The following is a 19,172-nucleotide window of genomic DNA, read 5'->3' as shown; positions in this document are numbered from 1 at the left end:
ATCTTCCCTCTTGAATAGTTAAGAGAGAAGATTTCATTAATATTAAAACTTACTTGTGTTCCATGGGGTACCTAACTTAGGTAGTGCCCAACGGTCAAGACCATACCAACCCGCTACCTTCCAAGCTAACACTAGCCATGTAGCAAGAATAAATAGAAGTGGATTAGCACTCAACGTACCTGCGAACAAGAAAGCAACATTCATAATACTTCCAAAAAAAGCTGCAATACCTGTTAAAAGGCCTAAAATTAAGCCTAAGCCTACTGCTATTTCACCAAAGACAACTAAATAAGAAAATACAGTAGCATTCGGTAAGACAATCTGTTCTAAAAATGTAGCATACCAGCCAGATACATCAGGACCTGCAGCTGATTTTTCAATTGCCCCACCTACAAATCCTTGGATAGCAGCTCCTGCATTCTCACCTATCCATGCATCGTTTCCTACTTTACCAATTCCTGAGCTCAACCATACATATCCAACGTATAGTCGAATGATCAACCATATCCACGCTGAACGTGTACTGTTAAAAAGATACATAGATAGGGGATTTTCTGGAATTACAATTTCATTTCCTGATTTAAAATTATTAGTTGCCATCATTTTTCCTCCTTTTATAAGGATGTTTGTATGAGAATATCTCTTTCACTCATTCCCTTTCCTGTTCTTAGAAAACGTTTTTTTTGGTACATCAAATGGGTAATACCTATGCTTTACATATTATCGATTTTTTATAAATGTTTTAGGAACGGCTCCACTGTATTTAGAACAGATATTATGGAACCTAGTCTACTTACCTAAACGAATACTATAGATTAATTGTTCATTAAGTAACTCTACAGAGGTTTCATAATCTTGTTTATGCCATTCTAATAACAACCCTAAAATAGCATTTGTTTGATAGCTGATTAGAAATTCAACTTTAAGGTTCTTATTATCATCTGTAAGACTCTTATTAAATGAATCCCTAACGAAGGAGTGAACCGTTTCAAACAGTTGATAATAATAAAACATTGGCGTCTTTTCGGAAAAAATTATTTGGTAGAAATCTTGGTATTGCTTAACGTGATGAAAAATCTTTATCATATCTGCTTGCACATTTTCAATTTTGAAATTCGTTTGATAATAAGGTTCTTCGTATGATTCTTTTAAGTCAGCAATAATTGTTTCCCAATAATCCTTTAATACGCCATGTACATCCTTATAATGCAAATAAAAAGTACCGCGATTTATTTTCGCTATTCGACATAGCTCTGTTATAGAGATATCCTCTAACGGTTTCTCTTTCAACAGTTTTAAGAGTGCTCTCCGAAGATTCTCCTGAGTTTTAATAATCCGTAAGTCTTTTTTCACTTTTGTCACCTCAGTTATTAGACAATATACACTATTATTGTTTATTATTCAACATTTGTTAACATTTTGTTGTTTGTGTTTACTTAACTAGTCATAGTATAATAATTAATGAACGAGTGTTCAATATCTTTTATAAAATTAGGAGGGGTTCCAATATGAAACTTGAAAACAAAGTAGCTGTTGTAACTGGTGCTGCATCTGGTATGGGTAAAGCTATTGCTGAGTTGTATGCACAAGAAGGTGCCAAAGTGATCGTGGCAGATTTAAACCTCGAAGGTGCAGAGGCTGTTGTACAAAACATTGTCGAAAATAATGGTGTGGCGAAAGCAGTTCAATCCAACGTAGCTAAACAAGAAGATATTGAAAACATGATTGATACAGCGGTAAAAGAATATGGCACACTTGATATTCTAGTGAACAACGCTGGTATTATGGACGGATTTGAGCCTGTGGGCGATATACAAGATGACCGTTGGGATTTAATTTTTGATGTAAATACCAAAGGTGTTATGAGAGCAATGCGTAAGGCAGTTCCTATCTTTCTAGAAAAAGGAACAGGGGTAATTGTCAATATTGCTTCTACTGGAGGAATAAGTGGTGCGCATGCTGGTGCGGCATATGGTGCATCGAAACACGCTGTTATCGGTATGACGAAAAACACTGGCTACATGTACGCTGATAAAGGTATTCGTTGTAATGCAATTGCTCCTGGTGGTGTAGCAACAAACATCGCTTCCTCCATGCAAAACCCGAACCCAGTAGGTATGGAACGTTTGAAACCTGTTCAAGGTGTAATGCCAAGAATTGGTCAACCTGAGGAAATAGCTCAAGCTGCATTATTTTTAGCATCTGAAGATTCTAGCTTTATTAATGGAACTGTACTTACAGCGGACGGTGGCTGGACAGCAGCATTCTAAAATAATTGTAAACGAACTTTCTCAACCCGTTTGAGGAGGTTCGTTTTCTTTTCCATTCTATTAACTTATCTCCTCTTTTCATATGGCCATCCCATCGATTTTATATAGTTCCTTTTATCTAGATATATGATATGATTAAAACATAATATCAACATATTTCCCTAAACAAACCGGTAATTTTTATTACTTTTAGTATAAAATACAAGTATTGGATGTTAATTACTACTATTAGCTTAACTATACTCCTTATAATGAAGGAAGGAACATCATGAAACGAAATTTAGTAGTTATCTATATTTTAATAATGATATCGCTACTGCAAGCATGTTCTCACCCATCTAATTCCGAAGCTAATTTAGCGGAGAACGGGACGTTAGATTTAACGGAGTGGCAACATGAAGACACAGCCGTAGAACTTAATGGCCAATGGGAGTTTTATTGGAATCAATTACTTGAACCAGAAGATTTCAATTCTAACTCTTCTATAGAAATGACAGATTACATGTATATGCCTAGTAACTGGTATAACTATGATTTTCAAGAAGAGCCCTTACCTAAAGATGGCTATGCTACTTACCGACTAAATGTCAATTTAAAGGAACACCATGATATATTGAGCCTGCATTTACCTAATATGTTTTCTAATTATAAACTATGGATTAATCGTACACTTGTAGCACAGAGCGGAATAGTGGGAACAAGTAAACAAAACACTGTTCCGAAAAAAGAAACCAAAGTTGTCCATTTCAGCCCAAACGGCAAAAACTTCACGATTACGTTACAAATATCAAATTACCATGATTATGCAGGTGGCATGTGGGAACCAATCGTGATGGGAAATCAACAGATTATACAGAAAAACTATCTCCACTCAGTTATTTTACAGTCAGTGCTTCTCGGTATACTGTTATTGTCTGGCTTGTATCATATTGGTTTAAGCTATTTCCGAAAATCTGAATCGTATTTCTTTTACTTTGGAGCATCCTGTCTAGCTATGGCAACCCACTACTTCTTAAGTGGAAATATCCTCTTCACTAAAATTTTCCCGAATATCAATTGGGAATTAGTTATGAAGATGGAGTATATAAGTTTATACATTAATCTTCCCTTATTAAGTATGTTTTTATATCGTCTCTTTCCACAAGAAAGCTCGAAATTATTTACTAAGTTTGCCATCGCGATCTCCAGTCTATATACAATACTTACATTAGTGACTAACGCTAAGGTTTATACACATTTTTTAACCCTTTTCCATATCCCTCTTTTTATCGGAGTAATCTATGCACTTATTGTTGTAGTTAGAGTAGTACTCCATCGTAGGGAAGGCGGAATTTATGCATTAATTGGTATTTTCGGATTGATGACAATGATTGTAGTCGATATGACTCGGTTCTTATTTAATTATAACGATTTGTACCTTTATCCTTTTGGCGTGTTTATTTTTGTTATTTGTTTATCCTTTTCACTATCCAAAAGACTCTCAACTTCACTTGACTTATCTCAAGAGCTCTCAATAGACCTAAAATATCTGAATGAACAACTTGAGGAGAAAGTAGAAGAACGGACAGAACAAATTCTCCAATCGAATAGAAAATTAGAGAAATTAAATTCACGATTGAAAAACATGGCATTAATTGATGGATTAACGCAGATTCCTAATCGAAGACAGTTTGACTCATTAGCAGTTAGAGAATTTGAAAAGTGTAGAGAAAGCAACGAACCATTCTCTCTTATCTTTATCGATATCGATAATTTCAAGCTTTATAATGACCATTACGGACATCAACGTGGAGATGAGTGTCTCCGTAACGTTGCCGACACATTAGACCAGACTGCATCTTATTTTCCAGACGCTTTTACTGCAAGATATGGAGGAGAAGAGTTTGTTTGTATTTTGCCTAAATATGACCAAAAGCAAGCAATCATGATTGCAGAAAAAATGCGCCATCGAGTTCAACGCCTTCAGATTCCTCATGCGAAATCTACCGGCTCTACAGTCGTGACGGTTAGCCTAGGTTTAGCAACTGTTCTACCATCTGAAGAAATGACGTTGGAAGCGTGTATGAACTTGGCAGACCAAGCTTTATATGATGCAAAAGAAAAAGGTAAAAACCAAGTAATTTATTATCCACAATCTATAGACCAAAAAGAAAAAGACTTTCCAAAACAATAGGAAAGTCTTTTTCTAATGGAATTAAATCTCTAATTTTATTCTGTTATCTGACGGATCTTGAGTAAAATAATGTCCATTCTCCTCTTCTATTTTCGCTCCAATTTGTTTCAGTCGTTCAATTACCTCATTTCTTTGTGGCTCATTCGGAAGCGTAATCGTATAATGTTTTAATCCAACACTGTTGGATGCGGGAGTAGGAGCACCCACCCCATTCCAAGTATTGAGTGCAATATGATGATGATACTTCGCATCTGATATAAAAATAGCCTGGTTGCCATATCTTGTTACAACTTCAAACCCTAATCCTTTCGTATAAAACTCTTCAACCTCTGGCAGATGAGCAACATGTAAATGAATATGTCCCATTACCGTATCTTCAGGTATCCCATTCCACTCTTCATTTTTTGCGGCAGCTAGTAAATCTTCAGCGTCCAGTGGATCCACCGTCATTTCAACTTGATCATTGTCCCAATTCCATTCAGCTGGCTCACGGTCTCTATATACCTCAATCCCATTTCCATCAGGATCTGAGAAGTAGATTGCTTCACTAACCTGGTGATCGGACGCACCTAACTCTACCCCTAAAGGTACAATATGTTTGATAAATGTCGCTAAGTCGGATCGTTCAGGTAGCAAAATAGCAAAATGATACAAACCAGTCGTTCTACCTTGCTTAGGATTCACTCCTTCTGGTTGCTCGATAACAAGCAGTGTATTCGTACCATCCGCAGTAAAATGAACCATTTTATCCAGTTCTTTTAATACTTTCAACCCCAATACTTCCTGATAAAACGTTAAGGAACGCTTTATGTCCATCACATGAAGATGAACACTGCTTACATACATCGTTGGCTTTTGATGAAAACTCATAAAATGAGCCCCTTTCTAACATACATGGTAGAGAAAACATGTTATTATTTCACTATATTCTTTCCCTAATTGGATAATTTTAAAGCAAGAGTAAATAAATCTCTGTGTAATATAACGGGTAACAAACAGGAGGAATTACATGCATACATTTACCGTGATTGGTGGAGGCATTGCGGGAGCGTCAACAGCCTACCACTTAGCAAAACTAGGCCATGGCGTTACTGTTTACGATCGATTTGATGAAGGACAAGCTACATCAGCGTCCGCTGGTATCATTTGTCCATGGACGAGTCAACGCCGGAACAAGAAATGGTATCGACTTGTGCATGAAGGTGCTCGGTATTATCCTTCCTTTATAGATGATTTAGAGAGGCTTACAGAGCGACAGACAGGATACTCGAAAAACGGCGCAATTTGTATGTTTAAAGATAAACACATACAACAATTAGCATTTGAACGAATATCAAAAAAGAAAGAAACGGCACCTGAAATGGGTGAAGTAAAAATGTTATCTGATGTGGATCAACGTTCTTTGAATCCCTTTTTGACCTCTTCTTATCCTTCCGTTTTTGTAGAGGGTGGTGCGCAAATCAATGGACAACAATTATTAACTGCACTAAGGGAAGGAATTTCACATTACGGAGGTAAGTGGATTCAAAAAGAGGTAGATCCTGAAAAAGTTGAAGGAATAGTTATTTATGCCGCTGGTGCATGGGGTAGAGAGCTAGTTCGGGAGCCACGTATTCAACATCAGAAAGCCGAGCTCTTACATATCGAAGTAACCCCCGCTACTCACCATCCAACACCTGTAGTAATGGGACTAGGACCTATGTATATTGTGCCAACTGGTGCAAATACGTACGCAATCGGAACGACCCATGAAGATACGGAAAGTTTCGATGTGCAGTCGTCAGAGGAAAGTAAAAAGTATTTGCTCGAAGAAGCTAAAAAATACTTTCCGGATTCTAGCTTAGCAATTAAAGGTATGTCTGTCGGTTTACGGCCGTTTACACGAGACTCTTTACCTTATCTTGGCTGGGCGACCGACAATATATTTGTTATTAATGGGTTAGGATCTTCTGGATTAACAGCAGGTCCTGTCATAGGTAGAGAAGTGGCAGCTTATTTAACCAACCAGGCAACAGCTATCCAGATAGAGGATTATGCTTATATCTAATATTTATTTTTGGAGGAAGATAAACCACTTCCTCCGTTATTTATTCTATAATTTCTTTTCCTCATTAAATAAAACATTTTACAAGTATTTACTTCAACCCTTTTAAATTGCGAATTTGCATTTTTCAAAGAACGGACCTCATATAATTATTATCTAGTTCTTTTACAATCTTTCTTACATTCTGAATAGATCGTTTTCTTCCCAAATGTTGTAACTGTCTTCAAAACCGTACCACAAAAAGCACATACTACTTCCCCATTGTTACTCTGTATTATTCTTTTCATATGCTTCTCCTTTAAAATGTTTTGTATTATTATAGCATCACCCTATCATAAAATACAACATAAATATTAATAAGGTTGTGTTATATATATTTTTTAAATATATAATATAATTAATTCTATTTTAAACATGAAAAAGGACCCCTTTAATAGAGATCCTTTTCACCTTAATTATTCACTCGTTTACGATAAATTGCTAACACATATAACAACAAACCTACAGCAATGAAAATCGCACTTAAGAATAAGTAATGATAGATATTCGTTGCCGTTTTAGGAAGCTTTTTATTAGAAGTCTGACCTTCAGCTTCATTATTAGAATCGTCTTCTGTTGATTGTTCAACTCCTGTAGAACTCACTTTGTCTATCTCCACTGTTTGATCGGTAGTTGGTTCTTCGTTTCCTGGAATCCTAGGAGTGTCACCAACTGGTTCATCTGCAGGATTAGGTATCTTTAATTCTGGGTTGTAAGGTTCATCTTCCATGTCACCTTCTGAAATAGAATCTTCCCCTCTTACTAACGACCAGATAGAGCTTCTAGTTTCTCCTGAATACTCGTCAGTTAAGGTAGCATACCAGAAATAACGCCCATCCTCTGTTAAACCTTCCCATATTGTTTCTGCAATACCACCACTTGGAACATTATAGACAGTATCTATTTCGTTATTGGTATAAACGTTCACTGTAAACGAATCTGTTGCTACTAGTTTTTCTTTTGGTGTTAAGTCTAAATCAATCGTAAACTCATCTTTTCCTGGATATTGATCTGTATCATAATAATTATAATCGTCTAAATATGGTGAATACGTATTAACATATATTTGGTTATTTGACGTATCAAAATGTAGCAAGCGCATGTAGCCTTGTCCACCTTCAGGTCCTGCCTGATAATCAGCAAGCATTTGATACACTCTTCGATCTACAACGCCGTCACCGTCATCATCAATTTCATCAATTAACGTTTGTGCCTCATGATAGTGACCTGATAGCACTGCGATGACATTTTCATTTGGTAAAACGACTTCCTGATACAATTTTTCTCCTAATGGATGACGAGTACCTGTTGCTTGTAAATACTCATGGAAGACTAGAATCCCTGTTCGATCAGGATGCTGTGCTAATACTTCATTCATCCAAGTAATTCCATCATCCTCTATTCCCCATCCCAAATATACAAAAATGTAATCATTACCTGCTGCAGAGATTAAATCATAGTGGCCTCGATTGTTTAAATAGGAGCCACCGTAATAAGAATATTGATTAAATCGTTCTTCACCAAAATACTTGTAATACTCTGTATAATCATTATCCTTTTGATAAACGTCATGATTACCTGCCAAAACTCCATATGGAATTCCTGCCTTATCCAAGGTACCCATATATTCATCTGCATGAATCCACTGATATTCTTGGTCAGACTCATCAACTAAATCTCCACTATGAATCACGTATTCGATTTTCATTTCGTTTTTCTGTGCGGCAATCCATTCCGTTTGACGGTCAAAAATATGAGGATAGCTTTCGGCATAATATTGCGTATCCGACATCCATACAAAGGTATAGTCATACGCATCACGGTCTTCTGGGATTTCATCTTGTACAAGTGCATGAATTTTATGGTTTTCACTATAATCACCTACAAGCATTTCTCCGCGGAGGATGAAATCATTTTCGCCTGCAATTTCATAAGCAACTAAATCCCATTGGGAACGACTAAAATTCCATACGTACATCGATACTTTTCTACCTTCAAGAGAATGCCCTGTCCATTCCAGTTCTACCGTATCCTCAGCTTGAATCGAATCATCTAGTGTAATGTCAAAACGATGATAAGGAAAATTCTCTGTATCTCTCGTCATGAGATATTCTCCGTCTTGTTCACTTGTTAAACTCGTTTCTTCCTCTGTGAAAATCCGATCCTCCACTCCTAGTTCGAGTGTTGCTGGAGGTTCTGTCGGAGCAGCTCCTTGGTAAGATTGTACATAGGCCATATCAGAAGGTTTATACTGATATGCTTGATAAAAGCTTACATGTACGTTATCTTCCATAGGATCATTTACTAGAAGGCGAAGTGTTGGATCTCCTTTCTCTGCATCTGTTAATTGATCAGAAATAACCGGATGTTCATCTGCGGTAGTAAAATGTAATTCCTGTACTGATTCATTACCAACATGATCGATTGCTGTAATAGTAACTGTATGTTCACCTGGCTTTAGAGTTCCTGAGGAAGTTGCATATGGTAATTCAATCTGTTCACCATTTAATGTCGCTTCATACTCCATCACACCAGCAACTTCATCGATAATTTCCGCGTCGATAACGAAAGTTCCCTTGTAGAATTCTCCATCTTCTATGTTGAATTCAATTGTTGGTGCAGTATTATCGACCATTACTACTTCGCTTAAGGTTTGATGTGAACCCTCTAATTCGAGTACATATTCACCATCTTCCAGTTCCTTAGTATCCCAAACATAAGCGATAGAATTAGTATGCTCGTCTGTTATTTGAAATGTGAAATCTTCAAATATTCGATACGTACCATCATCACCCATATCGTAAACAACCGTTGGATCAGCTTTATTTGGATCATATAACACTGTACCATCTGCAAGTACTAAGCGTACATTTCTTAAATTATAATCATCTCTGTTTTCTCCTGGATCACCTTCCCACGGAGAAGCCTTATTTCCAGCTCTAATCGTAATCGTATTACTACCAATAGATAATAATTCTGGCTCAATAGGGACACTAATTGTTTCCCATTCTGCCATCCAATCGTCAAAAATATGAATAATTTGGTCGCCAATCGTTACCCCATTTTGAAAGTAGGTGTTAATTCCACTTACTTCGTAAGCAAAATAGGCAGGATGTTCTAATGCATAAAACGTATTTTTAAATTCCTCACCATCTACACGCATCTGTAAGTCACTTGGTCTATCGTTGTTAGATGTTCCCTTCAATGTATACGTTCCACCAATGACTTGGTTTTGTTCTACATTCAAACGTAGTGATTCATTACTTACGTTACTCTCAACAGAAACTATTACTCGATCCGTTGTAGTAGTATGGGTTCCATCTGAGGCTTCAAAATAATACTCAATCTCTGTAGCACCTATGATTTCTGGTGAATAGATTCTGTGTGAAAATTCCCCTTCTGTTTCTAATTGATGTAAGAGAGCTGTCTGAAATTCTTCCATTTTATCTGTACGATAATGAACCGCAACACTTAACAATTCTTCTTCATCCGCTGCATAAGCTTTTAAGTCTAAGTCCTCTGTCTGTTGAATGGTAGTAATGCTTGTCCTGTCTTGGATACTTGGTGGATTACTGTCTTGTGTGATTCTTACAGGTTCAGATGGGACTTGATATGTTTCTACCCTACCCGGTGTAGCATCTTGCACTCCTGCACTCATTTTCTCCATTATATTAGAATCGTCTGTTGGAAACTTATAAATAATTCCTTTATCTGGAGCTGTATCACTTACTGATTCATCATCATTGTAATAAGCAATCGAATACTCTTTTCCGATATTAGAGGCGATAATCAGACCTCTCATACTACCGTTTGCCATTCCGGCAGAATAAATTCTAACAATATCTTTATTTTCCACTAGATTTGAGCCATAGTTTTCATTAAAATCTGCTACGGTACTATCATTATTTTGTCCATTGATAATCCAAAAAACTAATGTTTCTCGTGCTGGAATTACAACATTATATGGAACAGCTGGCCATAACACATCACTAGCTGGATCATTCCCATAACGATACTGAATCGTATAGTGCTCAAGTGATGTTGGTTGATCTGTATTGTTATACACTTCAATAAACTCATACCCATCTGCCGAACCTACATTGGTAGAATCCGGAACAACCTCTGTAACGAGTAATTTAGGTAATTGTTGAGTATCAATGTCTAATGTTTTGGTGCTGATGGTTACAGGTTCAGTAGTGGAAGAATTGAATCCATCCGAAGCTTCTATATAATAAGTAAGATCCGATGCTACAAATTCTCCAGGAATAACAGCAGTAAAGATTGAAGGAGAATCTGCTGTATTTCTCATCGTTAAAGTACGATAATCATCTCCTGCATCCTCTTTCACATACAACGTTGCTGTAGGAATAGTTATATCATCCGTAATTTCTGCTTCAATTGAGATAGATTGATACAGTTCAGTACTAGTTACAGGTTCATGTACAATTTTTGGTGCCTCCGTATCTGTTTCTTGCTCTGGTAACTGAACAACTTCTTTTGGCACTTGACTCGTCTCTATTTCTCCAGGTGTTGGAGTAGCCAATGTTTTGTATTTTTTCATTTTTGTATCATTTAATGGATATTGGTAGTGAATCGTTTTTCCGTTGTTATCATTATCTGCACCATCATAATCTGCATAAACAACTTCCTCGCCTTGTGCGTTCTTTAAAACGAGAGCGCGATTCCCACCATTTGCAAAGCCAGGAAATACACTATCTGTCACTTGCACTACTTGGTCCTCAGTTAAATTCACGGAGAATTCTGCGTTAAAATCCTCTAACGTGTTATTGCCATTGTTATACCAGAAAACGAGCGTTTCTTTCGGCTCAATAGTTACATTTGGTACTTGAAATAGCAATTCTCTACCAGAATCCGTATAGTAATAAATATGCGCATACTGACGTAATGATAGCGGTTGGTTACTATTGTTATAAATTTCAAAGTATTCATAGAAATCCGTTCCTGGACCTTTGGAATTGGGTGCTAATTCTGTAATTAATAAAGGTGGGATGGATTGATAATCTTCCTCTGAAAGTTCTTTTGCTTCTATTTGTATCCGAATTGATGCTTCGGGATATGTAGTTCGATAATTCCAATCTACTGCTTCCATATAATATTCTAGCTCTCCAGCCTTTACATTTTGTCCGGGAATAACTGCTTCATATATATTAGATTCTTTGTGATCAAAGCTCGTTACTTGAAAGCTCTGATCTTTTGACTGACGGTAATATAGAAAACCTTTTATTTTTTCTTCATCATCAGTCAGATTTGCTTGGATAATGATTTCTTCCCCTTCCAATGCGCTAACTACTGGCTCATGTTCAATAACAGGTGCTTCATGAGCTGCAATCACTACGTTATTCTCCGGTATTTGGTCACTAGTTATCTCACCTGGAGTTGGGTTAGTTGATTGCTCATAAACTAGCATTTCTTTTTGTTGAGCCTGATATTGATAGGTTACTGACTTTCCAACTTGAAAATCTGCTGTAGCATAAGACGCTACTACTATGTCTGTCCCATTTTCTTTTATGACAACGCCACGATTGCCTTGATTAGAAAAACTCGTTCCCTCATATTCTACTACCTTGCTTTCATCTAATTGAGTACTATAATGTTCGTTAAAGTCTTCGAGTTCTAATCCATTTGAATTGTTCCAAAAGACAAGTACTTCTCCTGGTTGAATTGTCTTATTTGAGTAAGTAAAGGCTCTATCATTATAACTACTATCTGTACTTCTTAAGTAAATATCGACATAATCTAGTGAAATAGGTAAATTACTATTGTTGAATACTTCGAAAAACTCAAAACGATCGGCACCCGTATTATCCGGAATAATCTCTGTAATCAGTAATAACGGATTTTCGTTTGGGTCTTCTTCCACGTTTGTAGGTTCATCTAGATCTTCTTCAGTTATGGTCCCTTCCGGATTATCAGTAGGAACAGGTGGTGCTAACTTTTCTTCTACTGTTATTTCAGCCTGTTTTGAGAGTGGTTTTGTTTCTTCATTTAGGTCTGTGGTAGTTTCAACTGGATTATTTTCTGTAGTGTTTTCTACTATGGGTTCACTTGATATATTATTACTCGGCGGTGGTGCTTTTTCTACTACCTTTTCTTGGCTATTATTCATTTCTGGATTATCTTTGTCCATTTGTGGCTTACTATGATTATTAACTGCATCCTCCTCTTCCTTTTTTTCACTTTCTTCGATTACTTGTTCTTTCATACTAGTAGGTATTGTAGCTAAAACTGGAGCTGGAAGTAAATGTGTAAATAGCAAAAGTCCAATTAATGCAATCGATATCTTCTTTAAAAGCTTCTTTCTCTTACTCAATCCGCTCGCCTCCTCATTAAATGTATAGATTCTACTTCAGCATAATCTAGTACTATTAATAGACGGTAAAGAGTAGGTAAAGAGTCTATCAAATTTATGTAAAACAATTTTAATAGAAAAAGCAAAAAACATCCTAAGATTTTACTTAGGATGTTAGATGGTGACTTATTGTCCTTGAATGCAAGTTTCAATTCGTTTTAATTTTTTTAGCGGAGACTGTTTTTCATATGGTTTGGTAATAATAGTAGGTAGTTGAGCGTTAAACAACTCGAAAATCTCCTTAAGTTTATCTACAACTTGTTGTTCTGCTAACTCCTTTTGATTCTTCAGTTTCAATTGAACAACAATCCGATCTCTTTCAGTCTGGATAACTCGATATTCTTCTATGTCATCTGAAGCAGCCATAACGGCACGCCGTATAAAATCCGGAAAAATGACAACAGTACTTTTCCCAGTCAGAGATGATAATCGAAAAATATCATCACTTCTACCTTCGATAGATTCAATGGACGTCATGACAGAGCCACAGCTACATGGTTCTTTTGCTAATGTTAATATATCGTTTAATTCATATCGAATCATCGGCTGCGTTGTTCTTTTAAAATCTGTAATTATTGGAGAAAATCTTAATTTTTCCTTATCTAAAAACTTCTTTTCTATTAACATAATATCTTCATTTAAATGAAGCGTACCGTGAGAACAAGTATGAGCGATAAAACCTTCTGTCGCCTGATAAACAATATCTAATCGCAAATTAAAAATTCCTTCTATGTATTTTTTATCTACAGGCTCCAAAACTTCCGCGACAGAAATCATTTTTATCGGAGCAACCTGTAATTCACCTGATTGCTTTGCTGATGCTAGCATTCTTAATAAGGATGGAGGAGCAACAATGATCGTTGGTTGCAGTTCATTCAAACGTTCAACATGAGTCTCTATTGGCTCTATTAAATCAAAAAAGGAGAATTGAATTGTCCGTGATTTAACAGATTCATATAAATTGCTGTTTGCACGTAGAAAGAATGCTATTTTTTCACGAGAGAACAAGCCACGTGGCAATAATTTAGCTAAAATCACTCCTGCCCATTCACTCTGTTCTTGTTCCGAAACAAGAAAAATACCGCGATTTCCGGATGTCCCAGATGACAGGCCAACAGTGACATCATCAATTTGCGCCTTGAAATTTCTCGTTTTCTCTGCCTCTAATGCTAGTTGCATCGCCTCTTCTTTACGAATTCCCTTCGTATTAAGTGAATCAAAGTGTTCCATCATAATCGTTTTATTCATGTAAGACAGCTCTTCCCAATGATGAGTAGCTAACTGTTCATGGAAATACGGGGAATGGTTTCGCACAAATTCCAAATGTTTGTCCACCTGCTGTTGTTGCCAACGTTCTAGCTCTTCTCTTGTTATAAAAGTCTTTCTTTTTGTTTTCATATAGGATAGAACGACATTCAGTTTCTTTTTCATGATAAAACCACCTGACTATAGTTGCTTCATTACAACTCGTTCCACTAATGACCAAGGAACGAGCTTCTTTGCGTAATAAAGTGCTTTTGTACCTTTGCCAATTGGGTAGCGTAATTTAGGTTTTTTTAGACGGCTAATTTTAGCTACTAAATCGGCAACCTCTTGCGGATTGGCACCACCATCCGCTGCACGTCTAGCATAACGGAGAACCGATTCCTTTAATGCATCTTCCTCCATATCCGTTGGCTCTATTCCCGCTAATCCTTTCTCCCATATTTTCGTTTGATAGGATCCAGGTTCGACCAAGGAAACATAAATATTTTTTGGAAGTAATTCGATTCGCAAGCTTTCGCTAAAGCCTTCCAAGGCAAATTTCGACGAACAATAAGCAGACATGCCAGGAAGTCCAATTAGTCCACTAACACTACTTATATTAATAATATGGGCTTTCTCTGACCGTTCCAGCAACGGAATCAATTGCTTTGTCACTTGAAATGTCCCGTCAACATTGACATCCATCTGCATCTTCCAATTGCTATACGTTAAGTCGGACACAAAGCCTCCTTGACAGAAGCCAGCGTTATTGACTAAAACATCTAGTCGCTTAAATTCTTTATCTATGTAATTTCTTACGTTTTCGATTTGCTCAGAATTCGTGACATCCATTTGCAAAATCGTTAATCGCTCTGCTATTTTTTTATTCTCTGCATCTTTACGTAAATTATCTGCTGTTTGCAATGTCCGCATTGTTGCGATGACGTGTATTCCTTGTTCCAATAACGTGAGGGCCGTTAAATATCCAAAGCCACTACCTGCTCCGGTTACTAATGCTATCTTCATGACTTATCACCTCCATCCCACTCCCGACAATGCAGCGGAATCATCTTTACTTCCTTATTTTGCAGATAAAATGTATGTAATTTTTGCACTGTTTGCCGATAGTCCTCAGAGTTATCTAAAATAATCCCTGCTATAGGATTCGCTAATTGATGATAGCGAAAAGCATCACTATCCCAGACTGCATCCGCAATAATAAAATATTGTTGATTTTGAGATTGAATCAGCAAACCAATTTGTCCTCTCGCATGACCTGGTAATTCTACCGCTAAAATAGAACGATCAGCAAATACATCGTACACAGTATGGTTCAATATATTTAAGCTGGTGTTTTCCACAACCTCTTGTTGCGCATGTGAACCATCCTCTAAGAAAATCGTACGCTTATGAAAATCCTCAGGTAATAACATCGGAACGAAGCCTGCAAGCAATGCTCTAATCCCTGTTTTTTCCCGCACATAGTGATACCCTTTCGATAAACAAATAAATTGTGCATTCGGGAAGTCTTTCAGGCCAGAAATATGGTCGGCATGAAAATGAGTAATTATAATATAAGATACATCTGCTGCCTCTATGCCTTCTGACTCCAGTTGTTTTTTAGCACTTTGTTGTAGGTCAAAAATTACCGGAGTTACCCTCGCATAAATCGAATACGGAAACGGGGTTGTCGCCTGTAAAAAGTGCTCAGAATATCCCGTATCCACTAATATAATCCCTTTTTCAGGATGTCGAATAATCGCAAAATGCGCTGGGAATGCAATAGAATGAAAAGGTTTCTGATTGTTCGTTATTTTTTCTATTTGTTTGCAATAACCTGCTGTCCTTAGGTCAAACTCTACATTCACCATTTGTCTCTAACCACCATTTAGAAAATAATTGGATTCCTTCTTCAACACTAATTTCTGGTTGATAGCCTAACTCCTGCTCTGCTTTATCTATACTAATTGTTTGTGAGGAAGATAAAACAGTAACAGAATATCTAGTAAGCATTGGCTCCTCTTTACTACGAAATAATTCAGCTCTCTTCTCCATTAAATAGGCTATGCTGTATGCAAGTCGATAAGGGATTTGCTTATAATGAAAATCCATTTTTAATTCATTAAACAATCTACCAAGTACATCCTTTAAAACAACACTTTCGCCATTAGATATGTTGTACTTTTTCCCTAATGTCGCTTTATTAGAATTCATACACAAAATCAGTGCATCGACCACATTTTCAACATATGTCAAATCGATTCTTGCTTTTCCTTGATGGATTATCGGAATAAACCGTTCCTGATTCGCACGAATGAGTCGTGGAATAATCGCTGTATCTCCTGGTCCAAAAATGGCGCGTGGTCGAATCGTTATGACTGGTAGTCCATCTTGAAATGCTTCATCTATCCGTTTTTCTGCCAAATATTTGGTCTCGGCATAATGATTGAGGAACTTGGATGGCAATGCATCATCTTCCTTTACATCTAGTCGATCCTTAGTATCAAAGTATATACTCGGAGTGGAAACGTGGATTAATCGCTTCACATTATGTTGCTTACACGCCGAAATAATGTTTTCCGTACCGAGAACGTTCGCTTCATAGAATGCTTCATATCTTCCCCATGGAGAGGAAAGTGCTCCACAATGAAATACATAATCTATTCCTTCAATTGCTTGTAGAATCGTCTCTTTATCTCGGAATTCTGCTTGGATAAATCGAATTCCCTCTCGTTCTAACACCGAACCTTTTTCTTCGTTTCGTCCCATTATTGTTACATCATACGACATGGAATGTAGTCGCCTTGCCAATGCACTTCCTAAAAATCCCGTTCCACCTGTTATGAATACTTTCATTACCTTCACCCATCCCATGATATATCGTAAGTCGTTGCTTCCATTGTAGATATTTTATGTTTTCTAGCCAATCGCCAAAATTGATAATAAGAAAATACTTGCTTCCAAAATGGCTTTCTATCCTCTTTATCCCAAACTATATCCTTACCTTGAAACAGGGTTTGGAGCGTTGAAGTAACTCCATTTTTTCTTATATTCGGGAGAAGATATAACAGAATAGGGAGCGTCATCTTCATCGGTTCCTCTTGAGGTTTCAGAATTTTATCGCCTTGTCCAAAAAAAGCTTGTACAAGCGACCGATTTCGAAACAAGTGAATACCACTAGTCAGTCGCGGATTACATTCAATTGCAAAAACCTCGCCGCTAGGATTCACCCTAAAATCAAAAGCAATTTGGCCGCTAAATTTAAAGTTTTTTACAAATGATGTTACCCAGCTGTTTATTGCCTCATGATAAACGGATTGAAATTGAATCGTTGCACCATCACCAGCATGAAACTTACTTTCATAGACAGCATGGGCTAGTAATTCTCCTTCTTTAACAATACTATAAGAACAAAATTCTGTTCCTTCTATGTAATCTTGAATCACCCAAGGATTCTTAGTATTTATGTGTAGCTTATCGATGTTTTGATTATCTAATTTCACGACATTAGTTGAGAACCTACTAAATACAGGTTTTGCAATTTTATTATCTACATCTTTCAGCAGTCTTTTATCTGTACAGAGATTTGTAGCAGGAACCTGTAATCCAAACGATTTAGCTAATTCTATAAATTGATATTTATGATGAAGACCAGCCAATCGAGCGATACTCTCGCAAAAGACGGATGTATACGCTTCTAACTCTTCTTTATATTGCGCAATATAAAAAATCTCTTCACAAGTAGGGATTAGTAAGTCAATCTCATATCGTTGAATGAGGTCTATTAATCTATGTATAAATTTAGTAGTCTCTTGCTTCGCTGCTGGGATGACCTCGTATTTCTCAACCCACTTCGTATAAAACCCGAGCGCAAAAGGAACAGAGTCTACCGCATACACTGTGCAACCATGGTTTGCTAGATTCTTCATTAGCTCAAGTGTTGCAGGTGCTCTAGCCCCAGTTACGAGAATTCGTTTAGTAGTCAAGAACGATTCCTCCTACAGATAAACCAGCAGAAGTCCCAAGTAACATAATTGTATCACCTCTTTGAATGTCGCCACGCTGAATCGCTTCATGTAGCGCAAGCGGAATGGAAGCTGCGATTGTATTACCATAATTCTCAATAACATTAACTAGTTTATGAGCTGGAATACCGAGTTTCTTTCCTATTAGTCTCATTGCCATCCCACTAGCTTGATGAGGGACAACTGCTTTCAAGTCCTCCATTTGTAAATTCGCCGTCTCTAAAAGCTGGCTAACAAATGGTTGTATGACTCTAGCACTTAATTTATATATCTTTCTTCCATTCATATCAAATAAGTTATCTTCCGGATCATGAGGGAAATTCGGATGCAATCCTGTCCCTCCGCCGCGTATTTCTGTGTAGTGTGCACCTTCACTATAGGTTTCCATCTTAGATGCATATATTTTCGAAGCTTCCATTTTGTCTGATTGTTCAATGATACAAGCAACTGCAGCATCACCAAAAAGCACATAGCTTTCTTTTTGCTTATCATTTAGTCCAACTGATGCTACTTCACTCGATACAAGGATCGCTCTCTTATATGTACCACTATGAATAAGGTGAGATATAACATCCAATCCCGTAACAAAGCTTAAGCAAGTAGAATTAATGTCAAATGCTGGGATAGGTTTGTTTGGAGCCAGTTTTTCGTGGATGAGTGCCGCTGTACACGGAATAGCCTGTTCCATCGTTCCACTCGTGCAAATAATAGCATCTATGTCATCTAAAGATAAATCTGCTTTATTTAATGCTTTTACAATTGCTTGTGCTGCTAAATCAGACGCAGTTTCATTTTCTACATAGTGGCGTTGCTTTACTCCAGACTTCTTCTCCGTCCATCCATTAGGAAGACCTAATTTTTTATCGATTTCTTCCGATGTAACAATTCTTGTCGGAAGTTGTTTTTCCATACTTCTTATTCTAACATTTCTCATCTTTTTTCCGCCTTTGTTCTGATTATATGACATAACATCATAGATAATCATATCAAACAATCATATTTTTTA

13 protein-coding genes are annotated in these 19,172 nt (G+C 37.0%); 3 read left to right on the top strand and 10 right to left on the bottom strand.

Annotated features, from left to right (window positions below):
* Positions 1–42: 42 nt before the first annotated feature.
* The gene (locus GGQ92_RS04390; protein ID WP_425486375.1) at positions 43–603 is read right to left on the bottom strand and encodes a TQO small subunit DoxD; all 561 of its coding nucleotides are present in this window, start codon (positions 601–603) and stop codon (positions 43–45) included.
* Positions 604–789: 186 nt separating this feature from the next.
* Positions 790–1,353, bottom strand: coding sequence for a TetR/AcrR family transcriptional regulator C-terminal domain-containing protein (locus tag GGQ92_RS04385; protein ID WP_184244995.1), 564 nt, complete (start codon positions 1,351–1,353; stop codon positions 790–792).
* 155 nt (positions 1,354–1,508) lie between these two features.
* On the opposite strand from GGQ92_RS04385, the gene GGQ92_RS04380 reads away from it, so the two are divergent.
* Both GGQ92_RS04380 and GGQ92_RS04375 read left to right on the top strand, forming a co-directional pair.
* Positions 1,509–2,270 (top strand): SDR family oxidoreductase, encoded by a 762-nt coding sequence (locus GGQ92_RS04380; RefSeq protein ID WP_184244993.1) that lies wholly within the window; start codon positions 1,509–1,511, stop codon positions 2,268–2,270.
* A gap of 268 nt (positions 2,271–2,538) precedes the next feature.
* Positions 2,539–4,443 (top strand): sensor domain-containing diguanylate cyclase, encoded by a 1,905-nt coding sequence (locus tag GGQ92_RS04375; RefSeq protein ID WP_184244991.1) that lies wholly within the window; start codon positions 2,539–2,541, stop codon positions 4,441–4,443.
* A gap of 21 nt (positions 4,444–4,464) precedes the next feature.
* Here the strand turns inward: GGQ92_RS04375 and GGQ92_RS04370 are convergent, their stop codons facing one another.
* On the bottom strand, positions 4,465–5,313 hold the full coding sequence (locus GGQ92_RS04370) for a VOC family protein (protein WP_184244989.1): 849 nt from the start codon (positions 5,311–5,313) through the stop codon (positions 4,465–4,467).
* A 139-nt stretch (positions 5,314–5,452) separates the two neighbouring features.
* On the opposite strand from GGQ92_RS04370, the gene GGQ92_RS04365 reads away from it, so the two are divergent.
* Positions 5,453–6,490 (top strand): NAD(P)/FAD-dependent oxidoreductase, encoded by a 1,038-nt coding sequence (locus GGQ92_RS04365; protein ID WP_184244987.1) that lies wholly within the window; start codon positions 5,453–5,455, stop codon positions 6,488–6,490.
* 448 nt (positions 6,491–6,938) lie between these two features.
* Here GGQ92_RS04365 and GGQ92_RS04360 read toward each other — a convergent pair whose 3' ends face one another.
* The 7 genes from GGQ92_RS04360 to GGQ92_RS04330 all read right to left on the bottom strand — a co-directional run bounded on the left by GGQ92_RS04360 (position 6,939) and on the right by GGQ92_RS04330 (position 19,100).
* Positions 6,939–12,857: a lamin tail domain-containing metallophosphoesterase family protein gene (locus GGQ92_RS04360; protein ID WP_246384037.1), complete on the bottom strand. Its 5,919-nt coding sequence runs from the start codon at positions 12,855–12,857 to the stop codon at positions 6,939–6,941.
* Between the two features lie 165 nt (positions 12,858–13,022).
* The gene (locus tag GGQ92_RS04355; protein WP_184244985.1) at positions 13,023–14,327 is read right to left on the bottom strand and encodes a F390 synthetase-related protein; all 1,305 of its coding nucleotides are present in this window, start codon (positions 14,325–14,327) and stop codon (positions 13,023–13,025) included.
* 15 nt (positions 14,328–14,342) lie between these two features.
* Complete coding sequence (locus GGQ92_RS04350) at positions 14,343–15,167, bottom strand: SDR family oxidoreductase (RefSeq protein ID WP_184244983.1); 825 nt, start codon at positions 15,165–15,167, stop codon at positions 14,343–14,345.
* On the bottom strand, positions 15,164–16,012 hold the full coding sequence (locus GGQ92_RS04345) for an MBL fold metallo-hydrolase (RefSeq protein ID WP_184244980.1): 849 nt from the start codon (positions 16,010–16,012) through the stop codon (positions 15,164–15,166). Before GGQ92_RS04345 ends, GGQ92_RS04350 begins: the two co-directional genes overlap by 4 nt.
* Positions 15,993–16,997, bottom strand: a complete 1,005-nt coding sequence (locus tag GGQ92_RS04340) for an NAD-dependent epimerase/dehydratase family protein (RefSeq protein ID WP_184244978.1) — start codon at positions 16,995–16,997, stop codon at positions 15,993–15,995. Before GGQ92_RS04340 ends, GGQ92_RS04345 begins: the two co-directional genes overlap by 20 nt.
* 5 nt (positions 16,998–17,002) lie before the next feature.
* Positions 17,003–18,127: an ATP-grasp domain-containing protein gene (locus GGQ92_RS04335; protein ID WP_184244975.1), complete on the bottom strand. Its 1,125-nt coding sequence runs from the start codon at positions 18,125–18,127 to the stop codon at positions 17,003–17,005.
* Complete coding sequence (locus GGQ92_RS04330) at positions 18,117–19,100, bottom strand: beta-ketoacyl-ACP synthase III (protein WP_184244973.1); 984 nt, start codon at positions 19,098–19,100, stop codon at positions 18,117–18,119. The genes GGQ92_RS04335 and GGQ92_RS04330 overlap by 11 nt, the downstream gene beginning before the upstream one ends.
* Positions 19,101–19,172: the final 72 nt, after the last annotated feature.

Source organism: Gracilibacillus halotolerans, assembly GCF_014206945.1.
Lineage (GTDB): Bacteria > Bacillota > Bacilli > Bacillales > Amphibacillaceae > Gracilibacillus > Gracilibacillus halotolerans.
Note: the sequence above shows the minus strand (reverse complement) of the source record. Positions and strands in the feature narration are given on the sequence as shown.

Coding starts and splice junctions, on each gene's coding strand:
- GGQ92_RS04390 (WP_425486375.1), bottom strand. CDS start 603: ATGATGGCAACTAATAATTTTAAATCAGGAAATGAAATTGTAATTCCA.
- GGQ92_RS04380 (WP_184244993.1), top strand. CDS start 1,509: ATGAAACTTGAAAACAAAGTAGCTGTTGTAACTGGTGCTGCATCTGGT.
- GGQ92_RS04375 (WP_184244991.1), top strand. CDS start 2,539: ATGAAACGAAATTTAGTAGTTATCTATATTTTAATAATGATATCGCTA.
- GGQ92_RS04370 (WP_184244989.1), bottom strand. CDS start 5,313: ATGAGTTTTCATCAAAAGCCAACGATGTATGTAAGCAGTGTTCATCTT.
- GGQ92_RS04365 (WP_184244987.1), top strand. CDS start 5,453: ATGCATACATTTACCGTGATTGGTGGAGGCATTGCGGGAGCGTCAACA.
- GGQ92_RS04355 (WP_184244985.1), bottom strand. CDS start 14,327: ATGAAAAAGAAACTGAATGTCGTTCTATCCTATATGAAAACAAAAAGA.
- GGQ92_RS04350 (WP_184244983.1), bottom strand. CDS start 15,167: ATGAAGATAGCATTAGTAACCGGAGCAGGTAGTGGCTTTGGATATTTA.
- GGQ92_RS04345 (WP_184244980.1), bottom strand. CDS start 16,012: ATGGTGAATGTAGAGTTTGACCTAAGGACAGCAGGTTATTGCAAACAA.
- GGQ92_RS04340 (WP_184244978.1), bottom strand. CDS start 16,997: ATGAAAGTATTCATAACAGGTGGAACGGGATTTTTAGGAAGTGCATTG.
- GGQ92_RS04330 (WP_184244973.1), bottom strand. CDS start 19,100: ATGAGAAATGTTAGAATAAGAAGTATGGAAAAACAACTTCCGACAAGA.